24 protein-coding genes and 1 pseudogene are annotated in these 22,796 nt (G+C 62.6%); 6 read left to right on the top strand and 19 right to left on the bottom strand.

Going from position 1 to position 22,796, the window contains the following annotated elements:
• Positions 1–162: 162 nt before the first annotated feature.
• From GV027_RS21980 to GV027_RS20535, 4 genes and pseudogenes are all read right to left on the bottom strand, one after another.
• A pseudogene (locus tag GV027_RS21980) lies at positions 163–240 on the bottom strand (hypothetical protein); the annotation flags it as partial.
• 9 nt (positions 241–249) lie between these two features.
• Positions 250–486, bottom strand: coding sequence for a conjugal transfer protein TraD (locus GV027_RS20545; RefSeq protein ID WP_082446661.1), 237 nt, complete (start codon positions 484–486; stop codon positions 250–252).
• A gap of 13 nt (positions 487–499) precedes the next feature.
• Positions 500–829 (bottom strand): conjugal transfer protein TraD, encoded by a 330-nt coding sequence (locus GV027_RS20540; protein WP_056405867.1) that lies wholly within the window; start codon positions 827–829, stop codon positions 500–502.
• The gene (locus tag GV027_RS20535; RefSeq protein ID WP_156360282.1) at positions 829–1,101 is read right to left on the bottom strand and encodes a hypothetical protein; all 273 of its coding nucleotides are present in this window, start codon (positions 1,099–1,101) and stop codon (positions 829–831) included. Before GV027_RS20535 ends, GV027_RS20540 begins: the two co-directional genes overlap by 1 nt.
• Before the next feature lie 155 nt (positions 1,102–1,256).
• On the opposite strand from GV027_RS20535, the gene traA reads away from it, so the two are divergent.
• Together traA and GV027_RS20525 are read left to right on the top strand one after the other, a co-directional pair.
• A complete protein-coding gene (gene traA, locus GV027_RS20530; protein ID WP_159513454.1) occupies positions 1,257–4,178 on the top strand; it encodes a Ti-type conjugative transfer relaxase TraA in 2,922 nt (973 codons plus the stop codon).
• A 62-nt stretch (positions 4,179–4,240) separates the two neighbouring features.
• On the top strand, positions 4,241–4,936 hold the full coding sequence (locus tag GV027_RS20525) for a DUF6118 family protein (RefSeq protein ID WP_183937714.1): 696 nt from the start codon (positions 4,241–4,243) through the stop codon (positions 4,934–4,936).
• A gap of 370 nt (positions 4,937–5,306) precedes the next feature.
• Here GV027_RS20525 and GV027_RS20520 read toward each other — a convergent pair whose 3' ends face one another.
• From GV027_RS20520 to GV027_RS20450, 15 genes are all read right to left on the bottom strand, one after another.
• Entirely contained in the window at positions 5,307–6,224 is a 918-nt protein-coding gene (locus GV027_RS20520) for an NAD(P)/FAD-dependent oxidoreductase (RefSeq protein ID WP_159513453.1), read from the bottom strand.
• Positions 6,225–6,300: 76 nt separating this feature from the next.
• Positions 6,301–6,675, bottom strand: a complete 375-nt coding sequence (gene copM, locus GV027_RS20515; protein ID WP_056060065.1) for a CopM family metallochaperone — start codon at positions 6,673–6,675, stop codon at positions 6,301–6,303.
• 59 nt (positions 6,676–6,734) lie between these two features.
• The gene (locus GV027_RS20510; protein WP_056405873.1) at positions 6,735–7,421 is read right to left on the bottom strand and encodes a ZIP family metal transporter; all 687 of its coding nucleotides are present in this window, start codon (positions 7,419–7,421) and stop codon (positions 6,735–6,737) included.
• The gene (locus GV027_RS20505) at positions 7,409–7,813 is read right to left on the bottom strand and encodes a hypothetical protein (protein WP_056060068.1); all 405 of its coding nucleotides are present in this window, start codon (positions 7,811–7,813) and stop codon (positions 7,409–7,411) included. The genes GV027_RS20510 and GV027_RS20505 overlap by 13 nt, the downstream gene beginning before the upstream one ends.
• Entirely contained in the window at positions 7,810–8,166 is a 357-nt protein-coding gene (fliE, locus tag GV027_RS20500; protein ID WP_056405875.1) for a flagellar hook-basal body complex protein FliE, read from the bottom strand. The genes GV027_RS20505 and fliE overlap by 4 nt, the downstream gene beginning before the upstream one ends.
• Before the next feature lie 59 nt (positions 8,167–8,225).
• Positions 8,226–10,709 carry a heavy metal translocating P-type ATPase gene (locus GV027_RS20495; RefSeq protein WP_056405877.1) on the bottom strand — a complete coding sequence of 828 codons (2,484 nt, stop codon included), beginning with the start codon at positions 10,707–10,709 and terminating at the stop codon, positions 8,226–8,228.
• Positions 10,702–11,319, bottom strand: a complete 618-nt coding sequence (locus tag GV027_RS20490) for a cation transporter (protein WP_056060071.1) — start codon at positions 11,317–11,319, stop codon at positions 10,702–10,704. The genes GV027_RS20495 and GV027_RS20490 overlap by 8 nt, the downstream gene beginning before the upstream one ends.
• On the bottom strand, positions 11,316–11,693 hold the full coding sequence (locus GV027_RS20485; RefSeq protein ID WP_056060075.1) for a hypothetical protein: 378 nt from the start codon (positions 11,691–11,693) through the stop codon (positions 11,316–11,318). Before GV027_RS20485 ends, GV027_RS20490 begins: the two co-directional genes overlap by 4 nt.
• Positions 11,693–12,268, bottom strand: coding sequence for an SRPBCC family protein (locus tag GV027_RS20480; RefSeq protein ID WP_056405879.1), 576 nt, complete (start codon positions 12,266–12,268; stop codon positions 11,693–11,695). The genes GV027_RS20485 and GV027_RS20480 overlap by 1 nt, the downstream gene beginning before the upstream one ends.
• On the bottom strand, positions 12,255–12,596 hold the full coding sequence (locus tag GV027_RS20475) for a DUF190 domain-containing protein (protein ID WP_056060080.1): 342 nt from the start codon (positions 12,594–12,596) through the stop codon (positions 12,255–12,257). The genes GV027_RS20480 and GV027_RS20475 overlap by 14 nt, the downstream gene beginning before the upstream one ends.
• Positions 12,593–15,838: an efflux RND transporter permease subunit gene (locus GV027_RS20470; RefSeq protein WP_056060082.1), complete on the bottom strand. Its 3,246-nt coding sequence runs from the start codon at positions 15,836–15,838 to the stop codon at positions 12,593–12,595. Before GV027_RS20470 ends, GV027_RS20475 begins: the two co-directional genes overlap by 4 nt.
• Positions 15,839–15,841: 3 nt before the next feature.
• Positions 15,842–17,005 (bottom strand): efflux RND transporter periplasmic adaptor subunit, encoded by a 1,164-nt coding sequence (locus tag GV027_RS20465; protein WP_200912159.1) that lies wholly within the window; start codon positions 17,003–17,005, stop codon positions 15,842–15,844.
• A complete protein-coding gene (locus GV027_RS20460; RefSeq protein WP_159513452.1) occupies positions 17,005–18,375 on the bottom strand; it encodes a TolC family protein in 1,371 nt (456 codons plus the stop codon). The genes GV027_RS20465 and GV027_RS20460 overlap by 1 nt, the downstream gene beginning before the upstream one ends.
• Positions 18,376–18,440: 65 nt before the next feature.
• On the bottom strand, positions 18,441–18,881 hold the full coding sequence (locus GV027_RS20455; protein WP_156360277.1) for a hypothetical protein: 441 nt from the start codon (positions 18,879–18,881) through the stop codon (positions 18,441–18,443).
• Positions 18,882–19,179: 298 nt separating this feature from the next.
• Complete coding sequence (locus tag GV027_RS20450) at positions 19,180–19,437, bottom strand: hypothetical protein (protein ID WP_156360278.1); 258 nt, start codon at positions 19,435–19,437, stop codon at positions 19,180–19,182.
• Positions 19,438–19,493: 56 nt separating this feature from the next.
• Between GV027_RS20450 and GV027_RS21975 the strand changes: the two genes are divergently transcribed.
• The 4 genes from GV027_RS21975 to GV027_RS20430 all read left to right on the top strand — a co-directional run bounded on the left by GV027_RS21975 (position 19,494) and on the right by GV027_RS20430 (position 22,732).
• A complete protein-coding gene (locus GV027_RS21975; protein ID WP_156360279.1) occupies positions 19,494–19,868 on the top strand; it encodes a TFIIB-type zinc ribbon-containing protein in 375 nt (124 codons plus the stop codon).
• Positions 19,869–20,362: 494 nt separating this feature from the next.
• Complete coding sequence (locus GV027_RS21320; RefSeq protein ID WP_082441325.1) at positions 20,363–20,599, top strand: hypothetical protein; 237 nt, start codon at positions 20,363–20,365, stop codon at positions 20,597–20,599.
• Positions 20,600–21,258: 659 nt separating this feature from the next.
• Positions 21,259–21,708, top strand: a complete 450-nt coding sequence (locus tag GV027_RS20435; RefSeq protein WP_056059997.1) for a DUF411 domain-containing protein — start codon at positions 21,259–21,261, stop codon at positions 21,706–21,708.
• A 64-nt stretch (positions 21,709–21,772) separates the two neighbouring features.
• Positions 21,773–22,732, top strand: coding sequence for an IS481 family transposase (locus GV027_RS20430; RefSeq protein WP_056059999.1), 960 nt, complete (start codon positions 21,773–21,775; stop codon positions 22,730–22,732).
• Positions 22,733–22,796: the final 64 nt, after the last annotated feature.

Genomic DNA, 22,796 nt, shown 5'->3' with positions numbered 1-22,796 from the left:
ACCAGCCTCGGCCTCCTTCAGGATGCCGATGATCTGCTCTTCCGAAAACTGCTTCCGCTTCATCTGTCCGTCCCTTTCCGGGGTCGGACTCTAGCTCCAACTGGAGGAAAAAACGGGGGTCACGTCACGGGCAACGTCTTCCAGCGTTCCCATGTCGGCCAGTGCCTGTTCGAGATAGCGGGTGTTCCACAGGATGATCGCGGCGACCAGCAGGTTGAGGCCGGAGGCACGGTAGGACTGGTTACGGGGTCACCCCTCAGCAAGCGAGCCAGAAGGTGCATCGGCCTCAGAATCGAACGCGCGTTTTCCGCGTCTTTTCCACAGCGCCAGCATATCGCCAGAATCGTCGCCGCGACCACGCCCGGCGAGATCAAGCAACGCGCCGTAAAGGGTGGCGCGATCATCGTCTGTCAGCTCGACCAAGCCAGCTTTCTGGACCAGTCCGCCCAGCTCAATCAGGTGGCGTGTTCGTTCGCGACGTTGCACGACCCAGCTCCTGCTATCCGTTCGCCGTTCCGCCGCTTCCGCTCGCAGCGTCGCCGCCCGGTTCAATCGTAGCGCCCGATCCGTCGATTGCAGCAACGCCGCCACCTTTGCGCCCACGCCGCTGAAAGAACGCCGCGCCCTTCGATCGCCACGCCTCCTTTGCCGCAGCGTCTTTCGATCCAATCGCATCGAGCAGGACGCCGGTAAGGGTTTGCGCATCCAGCGCATCGGCACCTGTAGCGGCAACGAGCTGGCCGAGCTGTTCGACCCGCTTCGCCTTGAGCGACCGAGCCTTGTCGTTCAGCGCCCTCAGCTCGGCATCGTAATCGCGAACCTTACGCATCACGAGTTATCCTCATCCAGTTCCTCCAACGCAGCTGGAATATCCGACCACAGCGAACCCGCTGTGCCATCCACATCGATGCCGGGCGGTGCTTTCCCCTCCCAAACAATGCGCCAGCCATAGATTACCCCATCTTCACGCCATGCCGTTGTGACTGGTGTTTTCGTCACGCTGAAGGGGTGCTTCCTGAGCGTACCCACATCGATCCCCAGCGCATTGGCAATATGCTCATTGCGATGATGCTTCATCGCACCCTTATGGGGATGGCTCATCAAATTCTCTCCCTGCTGTAGGCAGTTTGCCAGAGTGTATGGAGAGATCAAGCAGGAAGCAGCACGAAGTCAATCATGAGGAGCGTAGCGAGTGATGAGTGCGCGCTTATACGTCGTTGCCGACGTGCGCTAAGTAAGGCAATGTGCGGAGCATCATGGCGATCTACCATTTTTCCGCCAAGGTTGTGAGCCGCGCGAACGGATCGAGCGCCGTTGCGAGCGCCGCCTATCGTTCCGCGTCCGAGCTGCACGATGACCGTCTGAACCGCGATCACGATTTCAGCAACAAGGCCGGTGTGATCCACTCCGAGGTGATGTTGCCGGAGGGCGCACCGGAGCGTTTAAACGACCGCTCGACCTTGTGGAACGAAGTGGAGGCCGGTGAGAAGCGCAAGGACGCGCAGCTTGCCCGCGAAGTGGAGTTCTCGATTCCGCGCGAGATGAACGAGAAGCAGGGTGTCCAGCTCGCACGCGATTTCGTGAAGAAGCAGTTTGTCGATCGCGGGATGGTCGCAGACCTGAACGTGCATTGGGACAAGGCGAAGGACGGCACGCCGAAGCCGCACGCGCATGTGATGATGACGATGCGCGACGTGGGACCGGACGGCTTCGGGAAGAAGAACCGGGACTGGAACAGCACCGAGCTGTTGAAGGACTGGCGCGAGGCGTGGAGCGCGCACGTCAACGAGCGCATGGCCGAGCTGGGGCTTGAGGGTCGGATCGATCATCGCTCCTATGAGGCGCAGGGGATTGGCCTGGAGCCGCAGCACAAGATCGGACCCGCAGCATCGCGCCGGCCGGAGCAGGGACTTGAGGCGGAGCGGATCGAGGATCACACGCGCATCGCCCGTGAGAACGGCGCGAAGATCATCGCCAATCCTAATGTCGCGCTGGACGCGATCACGCGCAGCCAAGCGACGTTCACCACCCGCGACCTTGCGACGTTCGCGTTCCGCCACAGCGACGGCAAGGATCAGTTCGACCAGGTAATGGGGGCGGTACGGGCGTCGCCCGAGCTGGTCGCATTGGGGAAGGACGGGCGGGACCAGGAGCGGTTCACGTCGCGCGACATGATTGCAGTAGAGAACCGGCTTGAGCGGGCCGGCGACGAGCTGGCGGGCCGGGGCGAACACAGTGTCGGCGATCGGCAGCGTGACGCCGCGATCGGCGCGGCCGAGGCGCGGGGGCTTGTCCTGTCCCGCGAGCAGCGCGACGCGTTCGATCACGTCACCGGCGACGCAGGGCTGGCGTCCGTCGTCGGCTACGCCGGCAGCGGCAAATCTGCGATGCTGGGCGTCGCGCGCGAGGCATGGGAGGGGCAGGGCTACACGGTTCGTGGCGCGGCATTGTCGGGCATCGCGGCCGAGAACCTTGAGGGCGGGTCCGGCATCCGGTCCCGCACCATCGCCAGTCTTGAACACGCATGGGGGCAGGGGCGCGAGCAGCTAGGCCCTAGGGACGTGCTGGTGGTGGACGAGGCCGGCATGATCGGCTCGCGCCAGATGGAGCGGGTGCTGTCGCAGGCGCGCGATGCCGGGGCCAAGGTTGTCATGGTCGGCGACCCCGAGCAGTTGCAGGCGATCGAGGCGGGCGCGGCGTTCCGCAGCGTCACCGAGCGCCACGGCGCGGCCGAGATCACCGAGATCAGGCGGCAGCGCGAGGACTGGCAGCGCGACGCCACCCGCGCGCTGGCGACCGGGCGCACCGGCGAAGCGATCCACGCCTATGACGGCAAGGGCATGGTCCACGCGGCCGACACCCGCGAGCAGGCGCGGGGCGAACTGGTCGACGGGTGGGATCGCGCGCGCCAGGCCGAAGCCGGAAGCACCCGGATCATCCTCACCCACACCAACGCCGAAGTGCAGAGCCTCAATGGCGAGGCGCGCGACCGGTTGCGCGCGAGCGGCGACCTTGGCGACAACGTGACGGTGAAGGCCGAGCGTGGCGAGCGGCAGTTCGCGACCGGCGACCGCATCATGTTCCTGCGTAACGAACGGGGTATGGGGGTGAAGAATGGCACGCTCGCCACGATCGAGCGGGTATCGCCCGAGGGCATGGCGGTGCGCCTCGATGACGGGCGCGGGGTCGCGTTCGACACCAAGGATTACGCCCATGTCGATCACGGCTATGCGGCGACGTTTCACAAATCGCAGGGCGTGACGGTCGATCGGGCGCATGTCCTCGCCACCCCCGGCATGGACCGCCACAGCGCCTATGTCGGCATGTCGCGGCATCGTGACGACGTGCAGCTCCATTATGGCCGCGACGACTTCGCCGATCAGCGCCAGCTTGTCCGCACGCTCAGCCGCGAGCGGGGCAAGGACATGGCCGGCGATTACGCCAAGCCCGAGCAGGACCAGGCCCGCGCGTTCGCCGATCGGCGCGAGATCCGGTTCCCGGAACGCGCGCGCCAGATGGTCGAGAAGGTCCGCGACAAGGCCAGGGGCATGTTCGCCGGCTTCCGGCCGAAACCGCCGCTGGAGAAAGCGGCGTCGCCAGTGCTTGATCGCGGCGGGCTTTCGACCGCTGGCAAGCCCGACCAGGCCAAGGCGATCGAACGCTATGCGCGTGCCGTGGGCGATATAGGCCGGATGCGCGACAAGGGGCTGCCGGTGCTGCCGCATCAGGAAAGCGCCTTGCAGAAAGCCGGTGAGACGCTGGACGCGAGCCGTCCCCATACCGCGCGTGATCTTGCATCGGCGTTGGCGCGCGACCCGAAGCTGATCGAGCAGGTGGCGGGCGGCAATACGACCGGTGCCGCGCGCGCGATGGCCGAAGAGCAGCGCGTGCGGCTCGATCCGGAGGCGCGCGCGGACCGGTTCGTGGAGGGTTGGCAGAAGATGCAGCAGGCGCGGGCGGGCATGGAGCGGGCCGGCGACAGCGCCGGTGCCGAGCGGTTGCGCGAGCGGATGGAGAAGGCCGCGGGTGGCCTGCACCGCGACCCACAGCTCGAATCCGCGTTGCGCGCCCGCGCGCCCGAGCTGGTACTGAAAACCGAGCGCGAGCGGGCGATCGGCGATGCCCTGTCGTCGTCGCTTGATCGCGGGCGCGATCGGGACCGGGGGATGAGCCGGTGAGAGTTCGTGCCTTCGGGTATGATCCGGTTTGTGCTTTCGTGCGGTAAAAGGAGAAGCAATGCATGGGTGACGATCACGAACTAGATGCCGCAGCGGAGGCGTTCGAGGGCGTGCGTGGCGAGCTTGCATTGATGCGCCGCGCCGTCGAGCGACTGGCAGCTGAACGTGCCGAAGTGCCGGAATTCCCCGATTACAGCGAGACGCTGGGGAAGATGGCGAAAGCGCTTAACGCGACCATGCAGAATGTCGGCGTGCTGGCGAAGGCGGCCGAGGACAATGTCGCGCCGCGCTATGTCGCCGACAGGATCGTCGCGGCCGGCGCCCATGCCCGTGATGAGGACCGGCGCTTGATCGCGACCGCCGGCGAGAAGATGGACAAGGCGACCACCGCCTTGCACGGCATCGGTGGTTATGCCCGCCGCGCGGACGAGCAGCGCCGGACCCTGTGGCAGGTCGGCGCCGGGGCGTTCCTGGGCGGGGCGCTGCTATGGATGATCGTGCCGGGGATCGTCGCGCGCGAGTTGCCGGCGAAATGGCAGGTGCCCGAGTGGATGGCGGTGCGCACGCTCGGCCTGCCGAAATGGGAAGCCGGTCAGCGGCTTATGCAAGCCGCAGCACCGGATGCTTTTGCTAACATCGCGGCGGGTGACCGGATTGTCACCGCCAATCGCGTTATTTTGCAGGCGTGCAGAAAACGCGCGAACAAGGGGCGCACGCCGGTGCGATGTACGATTAGTGTTGATCCGTTGAAACAATGAACTGGTACTGGCGATTGGATGTCAATCTGCAGGACCCCGTCGGCGCCGTAGATACATTACAGCGTTTAGCGCCACTTGCTTCCTAAGTGCCGCCAAATCCGGAAACCAATGCGAAAAAATCGACTCGATAATCGAATAAGCAAAAATATAGTATTTGGATGCCGAAATCCTGACCGGCGCAACGTGCGGGCACATGCCAATAGCATCTTCGCGCTGGCAATCCATACGCCGGCTGGGACCGCCAGCTCCCACCAGTGGATGGGATGGCGGATGAACGGAGGCGAGTATTTCATTGTCAAATTAGACAGTTCGCTGATCGACACAACATAGCCTCATTCCATGGCAGTTATCAAGGACTAATAATCTTATTTCAGTGGGTATGGCCATCGAGCTTGCGTAGGTCGTTATGTAAAGCGGTTGCGGCGATAGCTGCATGACCCATGGCGACGCTTATCTGATCTAGCGCCATAACGATGTCACCAGCAGCGTAAACACCCGAGATGCTAGTGCGCTGTTTGGTATCAACTACAATACAGCGATCATCGCTAAGCTCGACCCCGAGCTGCTTCGCAAGAGCATTATTGCTGTCCGAACCCAACGCCGGGTAGATCGTATCGAACTGCATTTCGGTCGCATCGGCTAGACGCAGCGTTACGTGTTCTCCAGAAAAGTCGATTTGTTCGAGTGCACTTGGCGCGAAAGCGATGCCTGCCCCCTCCAGCGCGCCGCGGTCGGAAGCGTCGAGTTCGAAATCCTCGTTCGCCACCAGTGTTATTCGGTCGGAGAACGTGCGAAGGAACAGCGCCTCAGCGACGCCATGCGTGTCCGCACCGATGACACCGATAGCCTGGCCAGTCGCTTCATAACCGTCGCAGATCGGGCAGTAGCGCAGCAGGCCGCGATCCAGTGCGTCGCGATGGGCCGCGGCGTCGATCGAGGGGCGACGGTTCTCGACACCCGTTGCGATCAGGATCGATCGCGTGGACAGGGTTATTCCCACCCCGCGAGCGTCGAAGTCATTGGCGTTTTGCGCTACTGCATCAATGCGGGCAGTCACAATCGTAGCACCGTAGCGCTCGGCCTGTTCGCGCATCCGTTGTAGAAGATCATCACCAGCGATCCCGTCCGGAAAACCGGCGTGATTGTGCGAACGCGGTATCCATTTTGCCCGGCTATTTCCCTCATCGACCACGATGACGCGCCGATGACAGCGTGCAAGGTAGATTGCGGCAGTCAATCCCGCTGGTCCGCCGCCGATGATGAGCGCATCGCATCGAGCTTCTGTCACGCCATCCGTCCCATCGGAGCCCGAGGGGCAGAGGGCGCGAGGGGTAGCGAAGCGTTGTCGAAATGACTGCGAGCCGTCATCGAGAGCCCTTTTCAGAAGCTTGCCGTTCGGCAAGCCAAGTCTGCATCGTCTTGATCTCTGCCTGTTGGGTTCGGATTACTTCCTCCGCCATCGCACGAATTTTTGGATCTGTTCCATTAGCGATTACGGCACGCGCCATCTCCACTGCACCTTCGTGATGGGGAATCATGCCTCGCAGGAAGTCGGTGTCCGGATCGCCCGTGGATGGCACGACCATGCTTGTCTTATCGTGCGGAGGGTTCGCCCCGTGCATCGCATCGGTCAAACCCAACTCTTTTGACGCGAACTGGTAGGGAGGCTTTTCTGCGGAACAGGCGGACAGAGCCATAGCAACACTGAGAATGAGCCAGCGCGCCTTGATGAGCGACATTCTTTTTTCCTTATTAAAATAGTCGGTTCCTGGATCGAACCCGCGTGAACGATGCCTACTCAAAGTGCGATTTCCTCGATGAGAAGAAGCGTCAGGAAGCCGACGAAGAACATCGCACTGATCAGCGGCGTGTCCGGCTTCTCGTGTGCTTCGGCTAGCAACTCTTCGGTGACGAGGAACAGAAGCGCCATCAGGCCGAAGCACAGGAAGCCGGCGACCACCGGGGGTGACAAGCCAGCGACCGGGATCGCCAGCAGCGCGCCGATCGGCAGCAGCAGCGCGAGTCCCACCACGGTAAGGATGATCCTGAGTTTAGAGGTGATGGATTCAGCGAGTTCCGTCGTCAGCGTCACGCCGAGGAACAGCACCTCCAGCGTGAGCGCGACGGTGAGCAGAACGCCCGCCTTGGCGCCGGCGACGAACGCAAGGCCCAGCACCAATCCGTCGACGACGATGTCGATCCCGACCGCGGATATCAATGTGACCGGTCCGGCCGCGCGGGCCTCGTATGCTTTCAGTCCCAGCATGACCGCGACCCCGGCCGATCCGCCGATGAACGTCGCCAGCGGCGACCCGGCGTGCAGGACCTGAGGCAGGATTTCGGTCGCCGCAGCGGCGAACACGACACCTGCCGCGAGGTGCTGCATGGCAGATATGAACGCGTCGCCCGGCCTGCGCCAAGTCGCGAACGCACCGCCGAGGATAACCGCGAGGACCGGAATGATGGTATAGCTCAGCGCCAGCATGATTTTCCCCTGAACGACAGATGTTCGTTGCCACCCTTTTGCCCGATCCGCTCGAGGTGGAGCAGATCCTTGCCGATCGCGACCGTCAATCTTCCATCGACTGCGCGCGCACGTCCGCGTGGCACGGTCAGCGTTTCACGGTCCTCTGGCGCTGAACCGACCAGATCGACAACGAAGCTGTCGGCACTCAAGCCAGTTAGGATCGATGATCCATCCTCACAGGTGAAGACATGCATCTGCATCTTGGAACCGGGCGCCGAGGTGTTGTGCGCCTCGCCATCGGCATCCGCATCTGGGGACGAGCACGCCGCGGCGAGCAAAGCGATTAGCACCACGCCCGCACGCCTGACGAACACGCTTCCAGACAGGATTCCACGGCTGATCTGTGTCATCCGAGTGGAATGCTCATGATGTCCCTGTAGGCCGACAGGAGCTTGTTCCTGACCTGAAGCGTCGCCTCGAATGACACAGAAGCGCGGTTCTGCATCAACGCTACAGTGACGATGTCAGTGGTCTCGCCCCGATCGTAGCGCTCGGTGGCCACATCCTCCGCTTCCTGCGCTTCGTTCACCTTGCCGACGATGTTCTTGAGGGTGTCCCCGAATGTCGCGGGCGCTTCGGTCCGCGGCACGGCCGTAGCTGCACCCGGCGCCGCAGCAGGCGACGCCAGGCGGTTGAGCGTCTGACTGCGTGCGAGGATCTGCGCACGAACGGCTAGGACGCCGGAGACGGTGGTATCGGACATCTCAAACGGTCCTTCCTAACCTGCGGAGACCGCATCGGATGGACGCGGTCTCCAGGACATCAGGCGGTCCGCGACGCGGCGAACCGATCGCGATAGGCGAGCAGCCGCAACGCGTTCACGACGACAAGCAACGTCGACCCTTCGTGCATGGCGACGGCTGCCCCGATCCCGAGACCGAAGATCGTCGCGGGCACCAGGATCGCCACCACGCCCAGACTGACGAAGACGTTCTGCCGGATGATCGACCGGGTCTGCCGCGACAGGCCGACCGCAAACGGGAGATGGGCGAGGTCGTCCGCCATCAGCGCCACGTCGGCAGTCTCCAACGCGACGTCGGAGCCCGCCGCGCCCATCGCGATCCCGACGGTCGCATTCGCCATCGCGGGCGCGTCGTTCACGCCGTCGCCGACCATCGCCACCTTGCCGTCGCTGCGCAGCTTCTTGATCGCCTCGACCTTGTCTTCCGGCATCAGGTCGCCCCATGCCTCGTCGATACCAACCTCGCGGGCGATTGCCTCAGCGACCGTCTGGTTGTCGCCCGAGATCATGATCATGCGCTTGATGCCGAGCGTGCGCAGCATCGCGAGCGTCGCCTTGGCTGCCGCACGGGGCGTATCCATCAGCCCGATCACGCCCAGATCGACGTCACCGCGTCGCACGACCATTGTCGTCCGCCCGCCCGCGCGGAGCCGTTCGACCGCGGCCATCGTTTCTTCGGCCAATGCAGCGAGACCGTCCTTGCCGAACATCTCGGCCTTGCCGATCGTGACAGGATCGCCCTCCAGCGTCGCGCGGACGCCACGGCCGGTCAGGCTTTCCAGATCGCTAGCCTGTGGCAACGCGGCGTCGTTTAGGCGTGTCTTGCCGTCCTTGACGATCGCCGCAGCAAGAGGGTGATCGCTCAGGGCTTCCACGGCGACGGCCGTGATAAGAAGCCGGTCATCGGCTACCCCCGCCATAGCGACAACATCGGTGATCCGAGGCTGGCCTTCCGTGAGCGTGCCGGTCTTGTCGAAAGCGATGGCGGTCAGCGAACCGAGGTTCTCCAGCGGCCCGCCGCCCTTCACCAGCACACCGCCGCGCGCGGCGCGAGCGACACCCGACAACACGGCGCTCGGCGTTGCGATCGCCAGCGCGCAGGGGCTGGCGGCGACGAGGACTGCCATCGAGCGGTAGAAGCTGTCGCGGAAGGGTTCATCGATGACGACCCACGCGAACAGCAGCAGGACGGCCAGACCCAACACCACCGGCACGAACACGCGCTCGAACCGGTCGGTCATGCGTTGCGTCGGTGACTTCTGCGTCTCAGCCTCGCTGACCATCTTCACGACTTTGGCGAGCGCGCTTTCGGTCGACAAGCGCGTGACCTCTATCTCGATCGCCCCGCTACCGTTGATCGTGCCGGCGAACACACGGCTGGCGGCATCGACGCGGTCGGGATCGGCCCGGGCCTGATCCGCATCGTCGACGGCGGTCTTGTCGACCGGGATACTCTCGCCCGTCACAGGCGCCTGGTTGATACTGCTTGAGCCCAGTGTCAGGAAGCCGTCGGCGGGCAGCCGCGCATTGGGTTTGACAACGACGATGTCGCCCATCACCAGCGTATCGACTGAGACCTCGCTGATCCGGCCTTCCCGGCGAACCAGGGCTGTTTTCGGCGCCAGCTCGGCCAGTGCCTCGATCGCTCGCTTGGCGCGGCCCATCGCATAATGTTCGAGGGCATGGCCAAAGCTGAACAGGAACAGGAGCAGCGCGCCTTCCGCCCAGGCGCCGAGCGCGGCCGCCCCCGCCGCGGCGACCAGCATCAGCGTGTCGATCTCAAACCGGCGCATTCGCAGATTATCGATCGCCTCGCGAACGGTGAAGAAGCCGCCCAGAACATAGGCGATCAGGTAGCAGGCGAGCGGCAGCCAGGACGGTGCCCCGACAACCAGTTTCTCGATCGCGAAGCCGACGCCGAGGACGGCACCGCAGCCGAGCGCGAAGAACAGCTCGGTGTTCGGTCCGAGGATACCGCCATGACTGTGGTTGTGTCCCTCCTTGCCGTGATCGTGTTCGCCCGGACCATGATCGTGACCCGCGTGATCGTCGTTCGAGGTTTGGGAAGCGGGCGCGTCACGATCGGCAACGGCGCTGCGGATGGTGGCTTCGTCGGTGCGTTCCCGGTCGAACTCGACCTGCACACGACCACCAGCAGCGACATCGGCTTCCAGTACTCCAGGCATGGCCTTTAATCGATCGGCGAGGGTACGCGCGCGCCGTTGATGCATGGCCGCGATGTCGAACATCGCGTGACCATAGCGCGCACCGATTTGCGCGCCTGCGCCAGACGCTACCTTGCGAATGCGAAAGAGTGAAAGCCGGTCTGGATCGTAATGAATGCACAATTGCGCCGGCGTCTCGCCGCTGGCGGGGACGACATGGGCTTCGCTGACGCCTTCGCGGTCTACCAACCTCTGTACAAGCCGCGTGACGCAGGCGTCCGCGGCATCCGGCACGTCGGGCAGGATGACGGCAAGGTCGAGCCTGGTTTTCTCAGCCATTCTGATTGTCCTTGGTTAGGCGCGCATCCTGTTTCGCGTCGCGCAGGATCTTGATGCCGCCCCACAATTGGATGGCGGCCGTCGCCAGCCCGACCACGAGGTCCGGCCAGTTCACGCCCAGCCACATGACCAAAGCGCCGGCGATGACAATGCCGCCGTTCGAGATGAAGTCGTTAAGGCTGAAGGTCGTCGCCGCGCGCAGGTTGACGTCCTTGTTCTCCAGCTTCTGCAGGAGGCGCAGGCAAAGATAATTGATTATACCCGCGACGATCGACATGCCGATCATGGTCGGACCGATCGGATCGCTGCCCTGCGCGAAACGGCGCGCGACATCGATGAGGACCGCGACCGCGAACAGGAGCAGCATGATGCCGGACACCCCGGCCGCGAGTTGCTTCCAGCGTGCGCTGCGCGTCAACGCGACGATGCTGAGCCCATAGACCGCGGCATCGGAACCGTTGTCGAGACCATTGGCGATCAGCGCACTGGAATCGCCGATCAGTCCCGTAGCGACGAATGCTACAGCAAGCGCCGCGTTGAGGATCAGGACGATCCAGAGCGTACGTCGCTGACGATCTGTCGCGCCGGCATCTAGAGTGGGATCAGTCATAACTGGGTCGCTTTCTGGCAAAGCATCGGACGTTTGCCGGGTGCCTCGACTTTGATTTGGTTGCCCGAAAACGTCGCAGTCTCCGCATCTCCGACGTATTGGAGGCCCTGCAACGGTGCCGTCAGAACGGCCGCGGGCGCACTCGCATCGCGCCGTAACTCGATGGTGAGCCCCTGATCCTTGAAGTCGACCAAGAGCGTCTGATCATCGTCGCATCGATAAAGGTGGCGACCTGGCGTACCGCTTGTCACGGCACTGTCGCGGGCGTGGGTCTCCTGCTCGGTTGGTGGCATCTTCGGGGATTGTTCAGAGCAGGCAGACAGCGCCATCATCGAAGCCAAGCTCAGGGTTGCAACCTTGCTGCAAAGTGGCATCAATTATGCCTCCTGGTTTTCTTGCCACCATGCCGGACAGGTAAGAGCCGTGGTTTCGGATTTGGCCGCACTGCTAGCGACCGAAGCCGCCGGTCCAGGCATCGATCCGACTGGACAAGCCCTGCCTGCAGCTTCTTACGCAGGAGCGCCGTCCATATGCCATTGAGTAAACCGTGAAAACGCAAGCTATGTCGCAGGCGAGTGCCAGCCGGATCGCTTTCTAGTTCGTACAGTTCTTCGAATAACAGCACTTTTGCTACACCCGCAGTCCACGCAAAGACGACGGGCTTTTCGACACGGGTGATGTCAGCCGTCGTCGTGACAGGCTTCCCAAGCCCCCCGATGCGGAAGCTGTACGTTGCCTCGCCGCCCTCGACCGCTTCACCCGCGAGTTGAACAAACGGCTTCCATTGCGAATGCGCGGCGAAGTCCGTGAGGACCGACCAGACGCGCAGCGGCGATGCCGTCAGGATCACGACATTCTCGATCGCGGCGCGCGCGGCATTCGCCGGGCGCGCACCATCAGGCGAAGCGCCAACTGGACCGATCGCGCCGCCATGCTCAACGTCCGTCATCGTCCGCGTCCGCGTCGGCATGGAGGTCGATGATTTCCACTGCCTCCAGCGTTATCAGGCCGATTCCCTTCAGGTCGCGCAAGCCCGTCATGAAGGTCCGAAGTTTCGCGTCGTCGTCGACGATCTCGATCACCACCGACCGGTCGTTCTCGAGGATATGACGACGGTGTGTGTGCGCCGATCGCCCGATCCCGATCATCGCCTCGATCACCGTCGCACCGCCGAGACGGGCGTCGCGCGCCCGCTCGGCAATGAGTTCGAAGACCTTGCGGTCCCCAAAATACGCATTCTCGTCGGTATATACCCGCAGCAGCTTCATCATGGTCATGCCGTGGCCTCCTCGTGTGCGTCGGTCGGTCGGTCGTCATCCTTTGTTCGTTTGCCGGACGTCGCCCCCAGGACGACCTTGGCGATGGCTGGAAGCACCAGCAGGGTCAGGATGGTCGCGGCAACGAGGCCACCGATTACGGTCACGGCGAGCGGCTTCTGCACTTCCGCGCCGGTGCCGTGAGCGAGTGCCATCGGCACGAAGCCGATGGCGGGCACGAACCCGGTCATGATCACCGCCCGCATCTTCTCGGCCATGCCGTGTCGGATAGCCTCCGCGACGGGTAGTCCGGCTTCGCTGCTTTCCCGGATCGCGGTCATCACCACGAGGCCGTTCAGGACCGCCACGCCGGCGAGACAGATGAACCCGACGGCCGCGGACACCGAGAAGTTGATCCCGGTTAAGGCGAGCGTGAACACGCCGCCGGCGAGCCCCAGCGGCACCGCCAGGAACACAGATGCCGCCCGCCCGAACCCGCCGAGCGCCATGTAGAGCAGCCCGAAGATTGCGAGGAAGCAGAGTGGTACGACGATCGACAGCCGAGCCGAGGCCGCCTGCAGGTTCTCGAACTGCCCCCCCCATTCGAGGTAGTAGCCGGCCGGCAGCTTCACTTTCGCGATCTTTGCCTGCGCTTCTGCCACGAACGAGCCGGCATCGCGTCCGCCAAGGTTTACCTGGACGACAACACGACGCTTTCCGTTCTCCCGGCTGATCTGGTTCAGCCCCTCGGTCAGCCGGATTTGTGCTACCTGCGCAAGCGGCACCTGTGCCCGGGGACGTCCTTCGACTTCCGGCAGCAGCACTGGCAGCGACCGAATGTCGTCGAGGTTGGCACGCGTCGCCTCGGGCACGCGCACGGTGACGTCAAACCGACGATCGCCCTCGTATACCAATCCCGATTCACGTCCGCCCAGGCCCGCCGCGATCGTATCGGATACATCGCGCACCGTGAGGCCGAGCCGCGCGATGGCCGCACGGTCGAGCTTCACGTCGAGCGCCGGCGCGCCACCGACCTGTTCGGCCTTGACGCTTGTGGCACCAGGGATGGTCTGCAGGACACGCACCATCTCATTCGCAGTCTGCGACATCTTGTCGAGATCGTCACCGTAGAGCTTGATCGCGACGTCGCCGCGGACGCCGGCAATCAGCTCGTTGAAGCGAAGCTGGATCGGCTGGCTGACCTCGTAAAGGTTACCGAGCAGTCCGCCCGTCGCTTTTTCAATCTTGGCGACGACATCGGCTTTGGTTGTGCCCTTTGCCCATTCCTCTGATGGTTTCAGAATGACGAAGCCGTCCGAAACGTTCGGCGGCATCGGGTCGGTCGCGACTTCCGCAGTGCCTGTCTTGGAGAACATCAAGGCGACCTCGGGGATTTTCGTTACCGCCGCCTCAACCTTGCGCTCCATCAAGAGCGATTGTTCGAGACTGACCGAGGGCACGCGCGTGGACGCGAATGCCAGGTTTTTCTCATCAAGCTGAGGGATAAATTCCGATCCCAGCAACCCGAACGCAGGGATTGCCGCCAGGAAGAAGGCCAGTCCGCCGATAATAAACGGCCACGGCCGCGCAATCGCCTGATCCAGCAGTGGAAGATAGCCCGCCTTGGATTTGCGGATCAGCCACACGTCCTTTTCCGCGACCTTGCCGCTGATCAGGATAGCGACCAGTGCGGGAACAAGCGTGATCGCCAGCAAGAATGCCGCCACCAGCGCGAGCATGATCGTGATCGCCATCGGCGAGAACGTCTTGCCTTCGGTGCCGGTGAAGGTCAGCAGCGGGGCAAACGCGAGCAGGATGATCGCTTGCCCGAAGACGGTCGGCTTGATCATCTCCTGCGCCGCCCGCATCGTCTCTTCCAGCCGTTCCCGAAGCGCGAGCAGCCGGCCTTCATGTTCCTGTCGATGCGCCAATCTGGCGAGACAGTTTTCGATGATGATGACTGCGCCATCCACGATCAGACCGAAGTCGAGCGCTCCCAGGCTCATCAAATTGCCGGGGACGTTGAACGCGTTCATTCCCATGGCCATCATCAGGAACGAAAAGGGGATCACCAGCACCGCGATCACCGCGGCACGCCAGTTGCCCAGCAGCAGGAACAGCGCAACCGCAACAAGGATCGCGCCCTCGGTCAGGTTGCGCTGCACCGTAGCCACCGTAGCGCCGACCAGCTCGGCGCGGTTCAGCACTACCTTTACTTGTATCCCGTTTGGCAGGGTCTTGGTTATCTGATCGAGCTTGGTCGACGCCTGCTCGGCAACGACGCGGCTGTTCTGTCCGATCAGCATCAGCACCGTGCCGATCACCGCTTCCCGCCCGTTCATGCTACCCGCACCCGTGCGCAGATCGCCGCCGATGCGGACGTTGGCGATCTGGCCGATCGTAATCGGCGTTCCGCCCCGCGTTGCCGCGACGGCATTTTGGATTTCATCGACGGTTCGCACGCGGGAGTCGACGCGGACAAGATAGGCTTCGCCGCCCTTGTTATAATAGTTGGCGCCGACCGCGAGATTGGCGTTTTCGAGCGCCTGCCCCAGCTCGCTGTACGAGATGCCGAAGCTGGCGAGCTTTGTCGGATCGGGCTCGACCACGAACGTCTTGGCAAAGCCGCCGATGGAATCGACGCCTGCCACGCCTTTCACCGAGCGAAGCTGCGGACCGATGATCCAATCCTGCACGGTGCGCAGATAACCGGCTTTCTTGACAGCGTCGGTCAACCGTTCGCCTTCCGGCGTCAGGTAGCTGCCATCGGGTTGCCAGCCGGGTTGGCCCGCCACCTTCTTCGCGCCTTTTCCGTCCGGATTGGCGTAGCCGACCGTGTACATGACGATCTCGCCGAGGCCGGTCGTTACCGGTCCGATCTGCGGTTCCACGCCGTCCGGCAGGTTCTCGGCGGCCTGTCGCAGGCGTTCACCGACCTGCTGCCGCGCGAAGTAAAGGTCGGTGCTGTCGGTGAAGATCGCGCTGACCTGGCTGAAGCCGTTGCGCGAGATGGAGCGCGTCGTCTCCAGGCCGGGGATGCCGGCGAGCGATATTTCTACCGGATAGGTGACGAGTTTTTCGATCTCGACCGGTGAAAGCCGCGGATCGACCGTATTGATCTGAACCTGTTTGGTGGTGATGTCGGGCACCGCGTCGATCGGCAGCTTGGTAAGCTGCCACACGCCGAGGCCGGCGATGACGAGGAACAATGCGAGGACCGTCCAGCGGGCGCGGACGGAGAGCGCCATGAGGTTGGCTATCATGGTCTATTCTTCCTCGCCCGCGCCCTTGCCGAGTTCGGCCTTGAGCAGGAATGCGTTCTTGGTCGCGACCTGGCTGCCAGCGGGCAGCCCCTTCAGGATCTCGACGCGGCCATTGCTGCGCTGTCCGATCGTGACGTTTTGCGCGCGGAAGCCCTTGGCGGTCCGTACGAACACGACATCGCGCCCTTCGACCGTCTGGACCGCATCTTCCGGCACCACGATCGCATTCGACGTGCTGCCCCGGCTCGGGAGTAGACGCACTCGCACCGCGAGACCCGGTTGCAGTGTTCCCGTCACATCAAGGACCGCGGTCGCCGAGCGCGTGTCGTTGGCAAGGCCCGGCGTGACGGCGCGTACCCGCGCCTCCACCGTCCGGCCATCAGGCAGTTCGATGATCGCCCGATCGCCAGCAGAAAGCCGCTGTGCATCAGCCGGTCCGACCGCAGCTTCGACCTGTATCTTCGACGCATCGGCAACACGCATCAGTTCGGTTTCCGGCTGGACGAACGCGCCCAGGCTGACATTCTCCGAGGTGACGCGGCCTGAAATCGGGCTCGACACCAGCACGCCGCGTCCATCGGACGTGATGCGCGCGGCACCCGCCGCGACGCTGGCGCGTCGCGCTTCGGCCGCGGCCGAGGCGGCTTCCGCCTGTGCCTGTTCCAGCTCGACGCGGGCAGAGACCTTCTGGCGATACAGGTAACTTTCGCGAGCGAGCGCCTTCTGCGCCAGCGTCGACTTGGCAGCGGCAGCGCTGCGGTCAGCCGCGATCTGCGCCGCATCGCGGCTTTCGACGATCGCCAGCGTCTCGCCGGCACGCACCGGGTCGCCAAGCCGCTTCATCAGCCGCGTCACGGCACCGGCTGCGCGGGCGTTGACGATCGCCTCGCCTTGCGGCGATGCGCTTACCGTCGCTTGCGCAACAATCTCCGCGCCCAACCCGCCGGGATTGATCGTCTCGGTTGCGATGCCGGCCTGCTCGATCGCCTGCGCGGTCATCGCCACCGTGTCTGGCGTTTTTTCCTCCTCGGCCGGGGCTGCGGTGTTGCCGTTCGCCGCTTCCGTGGGAGCAGGTTGATCCGAGCTACAGCGTGCAACACCGAAACCGCCAAGTGCGGCGACGAGCGCGACGGCCGCGCCGCCGCCAAGCAGGCGCTTATCCTTCATCATCGTTCATCTCCGGAAATCGTGGGGGCCGGCGTCGTGAGCCGATCGAGCCGAGCCTGCGCGTCGTGATACGCGGCGAGTGCATCGACATAGGTCTGGCGGGTCTGTGACAGTGTGCGCTCGGCATCGAGGAGCGCGATCTGGTCGAACTTGCCCTGGGTCCAGCCGATCCGCGCGATGCGGGCGGCCTCCTGCGCGGCGGCCAAGCCGGGACCACCCGCCGCCCGTGCCGTGGCGGCAGCATTCGCTACCTCGGTCTGCGCACTGGCGATCTGCTGACGGGTGTCGACGATGGCCAGACTGCGCAGTGCTTGTGCCTGGGTTTGTTCAGCCTGCGATTGCGCGACGAACGCGCTGCCGTTGTTGAAGAACGGCAGCGGGATCGAAAGGCCGACGACGGCCGCGGTATCGTTGGTCGCCGCCAGTCGCCGCGCGAACGCGCTGACCGTCAGGTCCGGAACACGTAACGAGCGGGCCACCCGAACCTGCGCGTCGGCGGTGCGGACATCGGCTTGTGCAGCGACGAGCGCCAGCGTCCCTTCGATTTCGACAGGGCGCTGTGGTCCATAGCCATCGATGCGCTCAAACCAGGCGCGGTCGAGCGGTCCGGTTACGGCTGCATTGAGCAACGTTTCGAGATTGGCCCGTGCCGCTTGCGCCTGTCGTGTCGCGCTGTCCGCGGCGATCTGTGCGTTGATGCGCAGTACCTCTGCGCGTTGCATCTCAATCGGGCCGACGTCGCCTGCCTGGACGCGTTCTCGGGCGATGCGCAGCGCGTTGTTGGCGATCCCCGCCTGTTCACCCAGCACTTCCGAGCGACGCTCGGCCGCAGCAGCCTCGATGTAGAGTTGTGTGACCCTCAAGCGCAGATCGGCCCGCGCGATCTCGGCCTGGATCTGTGCGCGGGTCAGCCGGGCCGTCGCCAACGCGACACGCGCGGGGCGCTTGCCGCCCAGCTCCAGCGGCAGCGCTACGCCAACGGTTGTCTCGGAACTCCTGACCCCCCTGTAGGCACCACTGCCGCCGATATTCTCAACCTGCGTTTGTAATTCGGGATTGGGGCGCAGCCCCGCTACACGCCTTGCGGCGGTTGCGGCCGCGACGTTCGCGGTCGCCGCTCCGATCGAAGGCAGCGCGGATTGCGTGCTCCCGCCGGGACCGGACGCCGCCCCGCCTGTTGTGGTGTCTGTTGCCGTCGTGCGAGAAGCCGATGGCATGCCGGCAGCGCCGAGCGCGGCATCGAGCGAAAAGGCGGGCGTCGCCTGTGACGAGGTGGTCGCCGCCGGAAGACCCGGCGGCGGTGATGTCTGCGCCTCGGCCGCACTGGCCAAGGACGCCGCGACCATGAAGGTCGCGATTGTACGATGCATCGATGATGACTCCTGACGAACCTAGTTCGCCCCGCGCGGCAGCAGCCGGCGGGGTTAACGGGTCGTCAGGCTTGTGGCGGCCTCAATGCGGGATCGGCCGTGGACAGAGGCAGCATCGATCGGCCTGCGAAAACGGGGGCAAGGCGGAGGTCGCGCGTGACGGCGGCATTGGCGATCTTGACCGGCGCCGCGACATGATCGCCGTGGCACCCACCGTGGTGATGAGGATAACCCTTGTCGCCATCCGAGGGCACCTGATCGGCGTCGCCGGGCGTGTGCCCTTCGGCGATTTGTTCGCCCGGCGTCTCGCTTGCACTGATGCTGGCATCCGGCCGTTCGAACACATGCGCCGCTGCCGTCGTCTCAAGAGAGAAAACGAGCATTAGGCAGGCAAAAATGTTCAAGAGGCGTCGCACGGATTGCGCCGTAGCATCAACGACGATGAAGTGATAGTCCGGATTGCAACGGCACCCCTGTGCGACCGATCCTGTTGCCGAAATTTTCAACTTTCGATGTTTGCGAATTTCTTGACCTCAGTACGCCGTCTTATCGGCTTAGATATAATGCCAATCATAGGTACAGTTTTATGCAAAGATATGTAATATTGTACCTCTATGAGTATTCGCTTCCGGTAGTATTACCTTTTTTTACTCATAATATCATATAAGTTGAATTGTGAAATTTTTAGTCGCTTTGCAATGGAGTTATTTATTAAAGTAATATTATTTTAATTTTTGCGGTCATTGCCTTTTTGACCCCGGCTGCGACGGCCCAATCCTATGGCGGTTAGGGTAGAGGCCAAGTTTACGGTGACCAATACCGCGCAACATTGGGCATGATTGCTCTTTTGGCGATCGTGATCGTGATCTTGGCTATAACCAATCTTGGCGTGGCAATGGCGGCTATTATCGTGGCAGCTACGGCTATAATGGTCGGCAGGAGCATCAGGAGCATCGCGAGCGCCGGCATGAGCGTCGCGAGCATAATCAGCGTTACGGCGGGTATAGTTACTAACATCAAAGCGACGCCCGATACGCAGTCGCTCATGTCGACGTCGATCAACCAGGGGGCTGCACCATGACGGACGCCGCACCGGTAACCACGACCACCCGGATACAATGCATGTTTTGTCCCGTGTGCCGGATCGACCTCATGCTTGCGGACAGGCAGGGGGTGAGATCGAGTGTTGTGCGCAATGTCGGGGTATCTGGCTGAATCGCGGCGAACTCGACAAGATCATCATCGATAAGAACGCTTTGTTCGAGGCGACGGCGAGGCCGGCACCCGATTTCCGTTACAGCCGATTGAGCCTGGATACGCCCAGCCTACTCTTTGGGGCGGATACAATGAGAGACCTTATGGCGGTGGGCACCGTGACAGCCAGCATGGCCACGGTGGTCATGCTGCCTATCGCCCTGGCGACGTCCTTGGCGGTCTGTTCCAGCATTGATCGGCAATCGGCCGCGTGTTCTAAACAGATAGGTGTCTCATAGTCGTGGTGCATAGAGGAAGATAGCGTGACCAGAAGATGCGGGCTCAAGCTCGTGGCCTTATTAATCCTTGTCAGATGGACCACAGCGTCTGTCAGCGCGCAGGTCATATCCCATGGCGCTGGCGTCAGTTGGAGCGGTACGCATGGCGGTGTCAACTGGGACGGTAGGCATGCCTATGAGGGAGGAAGCTACGGAGACTACCCTCGCTCTTCTGCACTCCGTCCCGCCTACCAAATGCCGCAGCCTTCGCCTTATTCCATGCAATTACCTCGCGCGCCACACGCCCAAAATAACAGCAGCGATCACGCTGTCCGGCATAACGATCGTCGTTCATCGGAACAGGCGGTTCTGGGTTTCGACCCAAGTGATTGATCAGTCAGCAAATTGCTCGTTCACCACCACCCCGGCGTACAGGCCTTGATAGTAAACAAGCTTCAAACCAAATTGGCCCTCAGTTCTTTTGGACACCCCAACATCAGAAAAGCGATATTTCGATGATTGACAGGACACGTTTGACCGTCACCTTTGCCGTCACGCTTGCCTTATGTGGTTGTAGTCTGATCACGCCGCCCGACGAGGGATATTTCCGCACTCATGCTAAAGAAGCCAGATTGATCGTGACACGCTGCGAGCGCGGTCAGGAAAGCGGCAATGACTGTAAGGCGGCAGCGCGGGCCGTCGCTGCGCTGGATAAGGCTACCAAGGACGCTTCCGCCAAGGGGGTTCGCTAGCAAGAGTTCACTGACTGAATAAGCACCGAGAAATTGCCCGGCCAATTCCTGAACGCAATCAGGGTTGGCAGACGTCGCCATGCCAAAATCTCCGTCGAGCAAGCGGCAGAACCGCATGTCAAATGCGCTCTTAGCCAGGCCGATGTTCAATCACGCAAGTGATGGTACGAGATTTATTCGGATCGGCCTTCACCGGAGTAGATTCCGACTCCGCCGCATTTGACGGGATCGGTTCCTCACGGCGCGCGCCGGGGGTGTTGCAAGAAACATGATCGTAGACAGACATGGCTGAGTGGCGGGGGCGGGCAAGGGGACCAGTGCATGCGGTGAGCGCGCACACTGAAAAAGCCAATGTGGATATGGCAGGGAGACGCATCTTAACCCTTTCTGTCTCTTATATTTGCCTTACCGTAGTGGTTGTAGGCTAGAATAATAGCCATTCCGTTGAATACTACCTTTTGCCTTCGCGGCTTTCCGAATGTGTGATGGAAAAACAATGTGAGGATAGGGTCGCGGGTAAGATTGAAGCGAGGTACTGCGATGTTGTTGCCGTTTCTTGTGCAGCAGAAAGTATGTATCTGGCGTTTGTTAATTAGCGATTTTGGCCGTGGCAGCAGCCTATTGCCTCAAGAAGGAGAAGCCAGGTGGCAGCATCTGACATGAAATATCGAATGGCTGGTCTCGCCGTCCTCCTGTTGACGGTCCTTCCTGGCGTAGCATCGGATGCAGCCGATATTGCCATGCACCGTGACCCAGGTTGTGGCTGCTGTGAGAAATGGGCAGATCAGGTCCACCAGCAGTTCGGGCGCAAGGTACAGATCTTGGACGACGCAAACCGGGCCGCCTTTCAGCGCCGTGTGGGTGTACCGGCGCAGTTCGGATCCTGCCACACCGCCATCATTGATGGCATGGCATTTGAGGGGCATGTGCCGATCGCCGACATGAAGCGCGTGCTTGCGCAGCATCCAAAGGGCGTCCACGGCCTAGCCGTAGCAGGAATGCCACTTGGTTCGCCGGGGATGGAGGTGCCAGGCGCGAAGCCGCAACCCTTCGACGTCATCGCGTTCGGCCCGGCTGGCCAGCGCGTTTATACCCGTTACGGAGGCTAGGTGTTAGATGTTTGATCCCACGGTTTGATGGTGCGATCCTTTCGTTAGAATGGAAGGAAGCCGTATGGGACAGGTACGTCACGGGAGCGCCACGACCACGCACGCCGTCAGAGCAGCAATACAGCGATCGCAAGCTTCGCTCTCGGCGCTGAGCCGAGAGCTTGGGATCAACCCTAAGACGGTAGCGAAGTGGCGTAAGCGGGCGACGGTCGAGGATCAAAAGACCGGGCCGAAGGCCCCTCATTCAACGACCCTGACCCAAGCTGAGGAGGCGGCCGTCGTCGCGTTCCGGCGTCACACATTACTGCCGCTCGACGATTGCCTCTACGCGTTGCAGCCCTCGATCCCGCAGCTGACGCGCTCAGCGCTGCACCGCTGCCTCCAGCGTCATGGCATATCCCGTCTGCCGGACATCGAGGGGGACAAGCCGAAGCGACAGCGCTTCAAGCGCTACCCGATCGGCTTCTTCCACGTGGATATTGCAGAGGTGCAGACCGCCGAAGGCAAGCTCTACCTGTTCGTTGGCATCGACCGCACCAGCAAGTTCGCCGTCACCCAGTTGGTCGACAAGGCTGATCGGCGAACGGCGTGGGAGTTCCTGGAACACCTGCTAAAAGCTGTACCTTACCGTATCCACACGATCCTGACCGACAATGGCATCCAGTTCGCCGACCAGCCGCGCAACCGTAACACCGCCTGGTCGCGTCAGATGCGCTTCGATATGATCTGCGAAGCGAACGACATCGAGCACCGGTTGACCAAGCCGAACCACCCTTGGACCAATGGTCAGGTCGAGCGGATGAACCGCACCATCAAGGAGGCGACCGTCAAACGCTTCCACTACGAGAGCCATGACCAGCTACGGACGCACCTCGCTGACTTCATGGCTGCCTATAACTTTGCCCGCCGGCTCAAGACGCTCAGCGGACTCACACCCTACGAATACATCGCCAAAATCTGGACGTCAGAGCCGGATAGGTTCATCGTCAATCCGATCCACCAGATGCCGGGACTAAACACCTAGGCCGGCTGCTAGCTCACTTAACGTAAGCCCCGCTGATAGATCGAGGACGCGATTAGGCGTCGGC

The sequence above is a fragment of the Sphingomonas sp. T1 genome, from assembly GCF_902506585.1.
GTDB classification, from domain to species: Bacteria; Pseudomonadota; Alphaproteobacteria; order Sphingomonadales; family Sphingomonadaceae; genus Sphingomonas; species Sphingomonas aerolata.
Note: the sequence above shows the minus strand (reverse complement) of the source record. Positions and strands in the feature narration are given on the sequence as shown.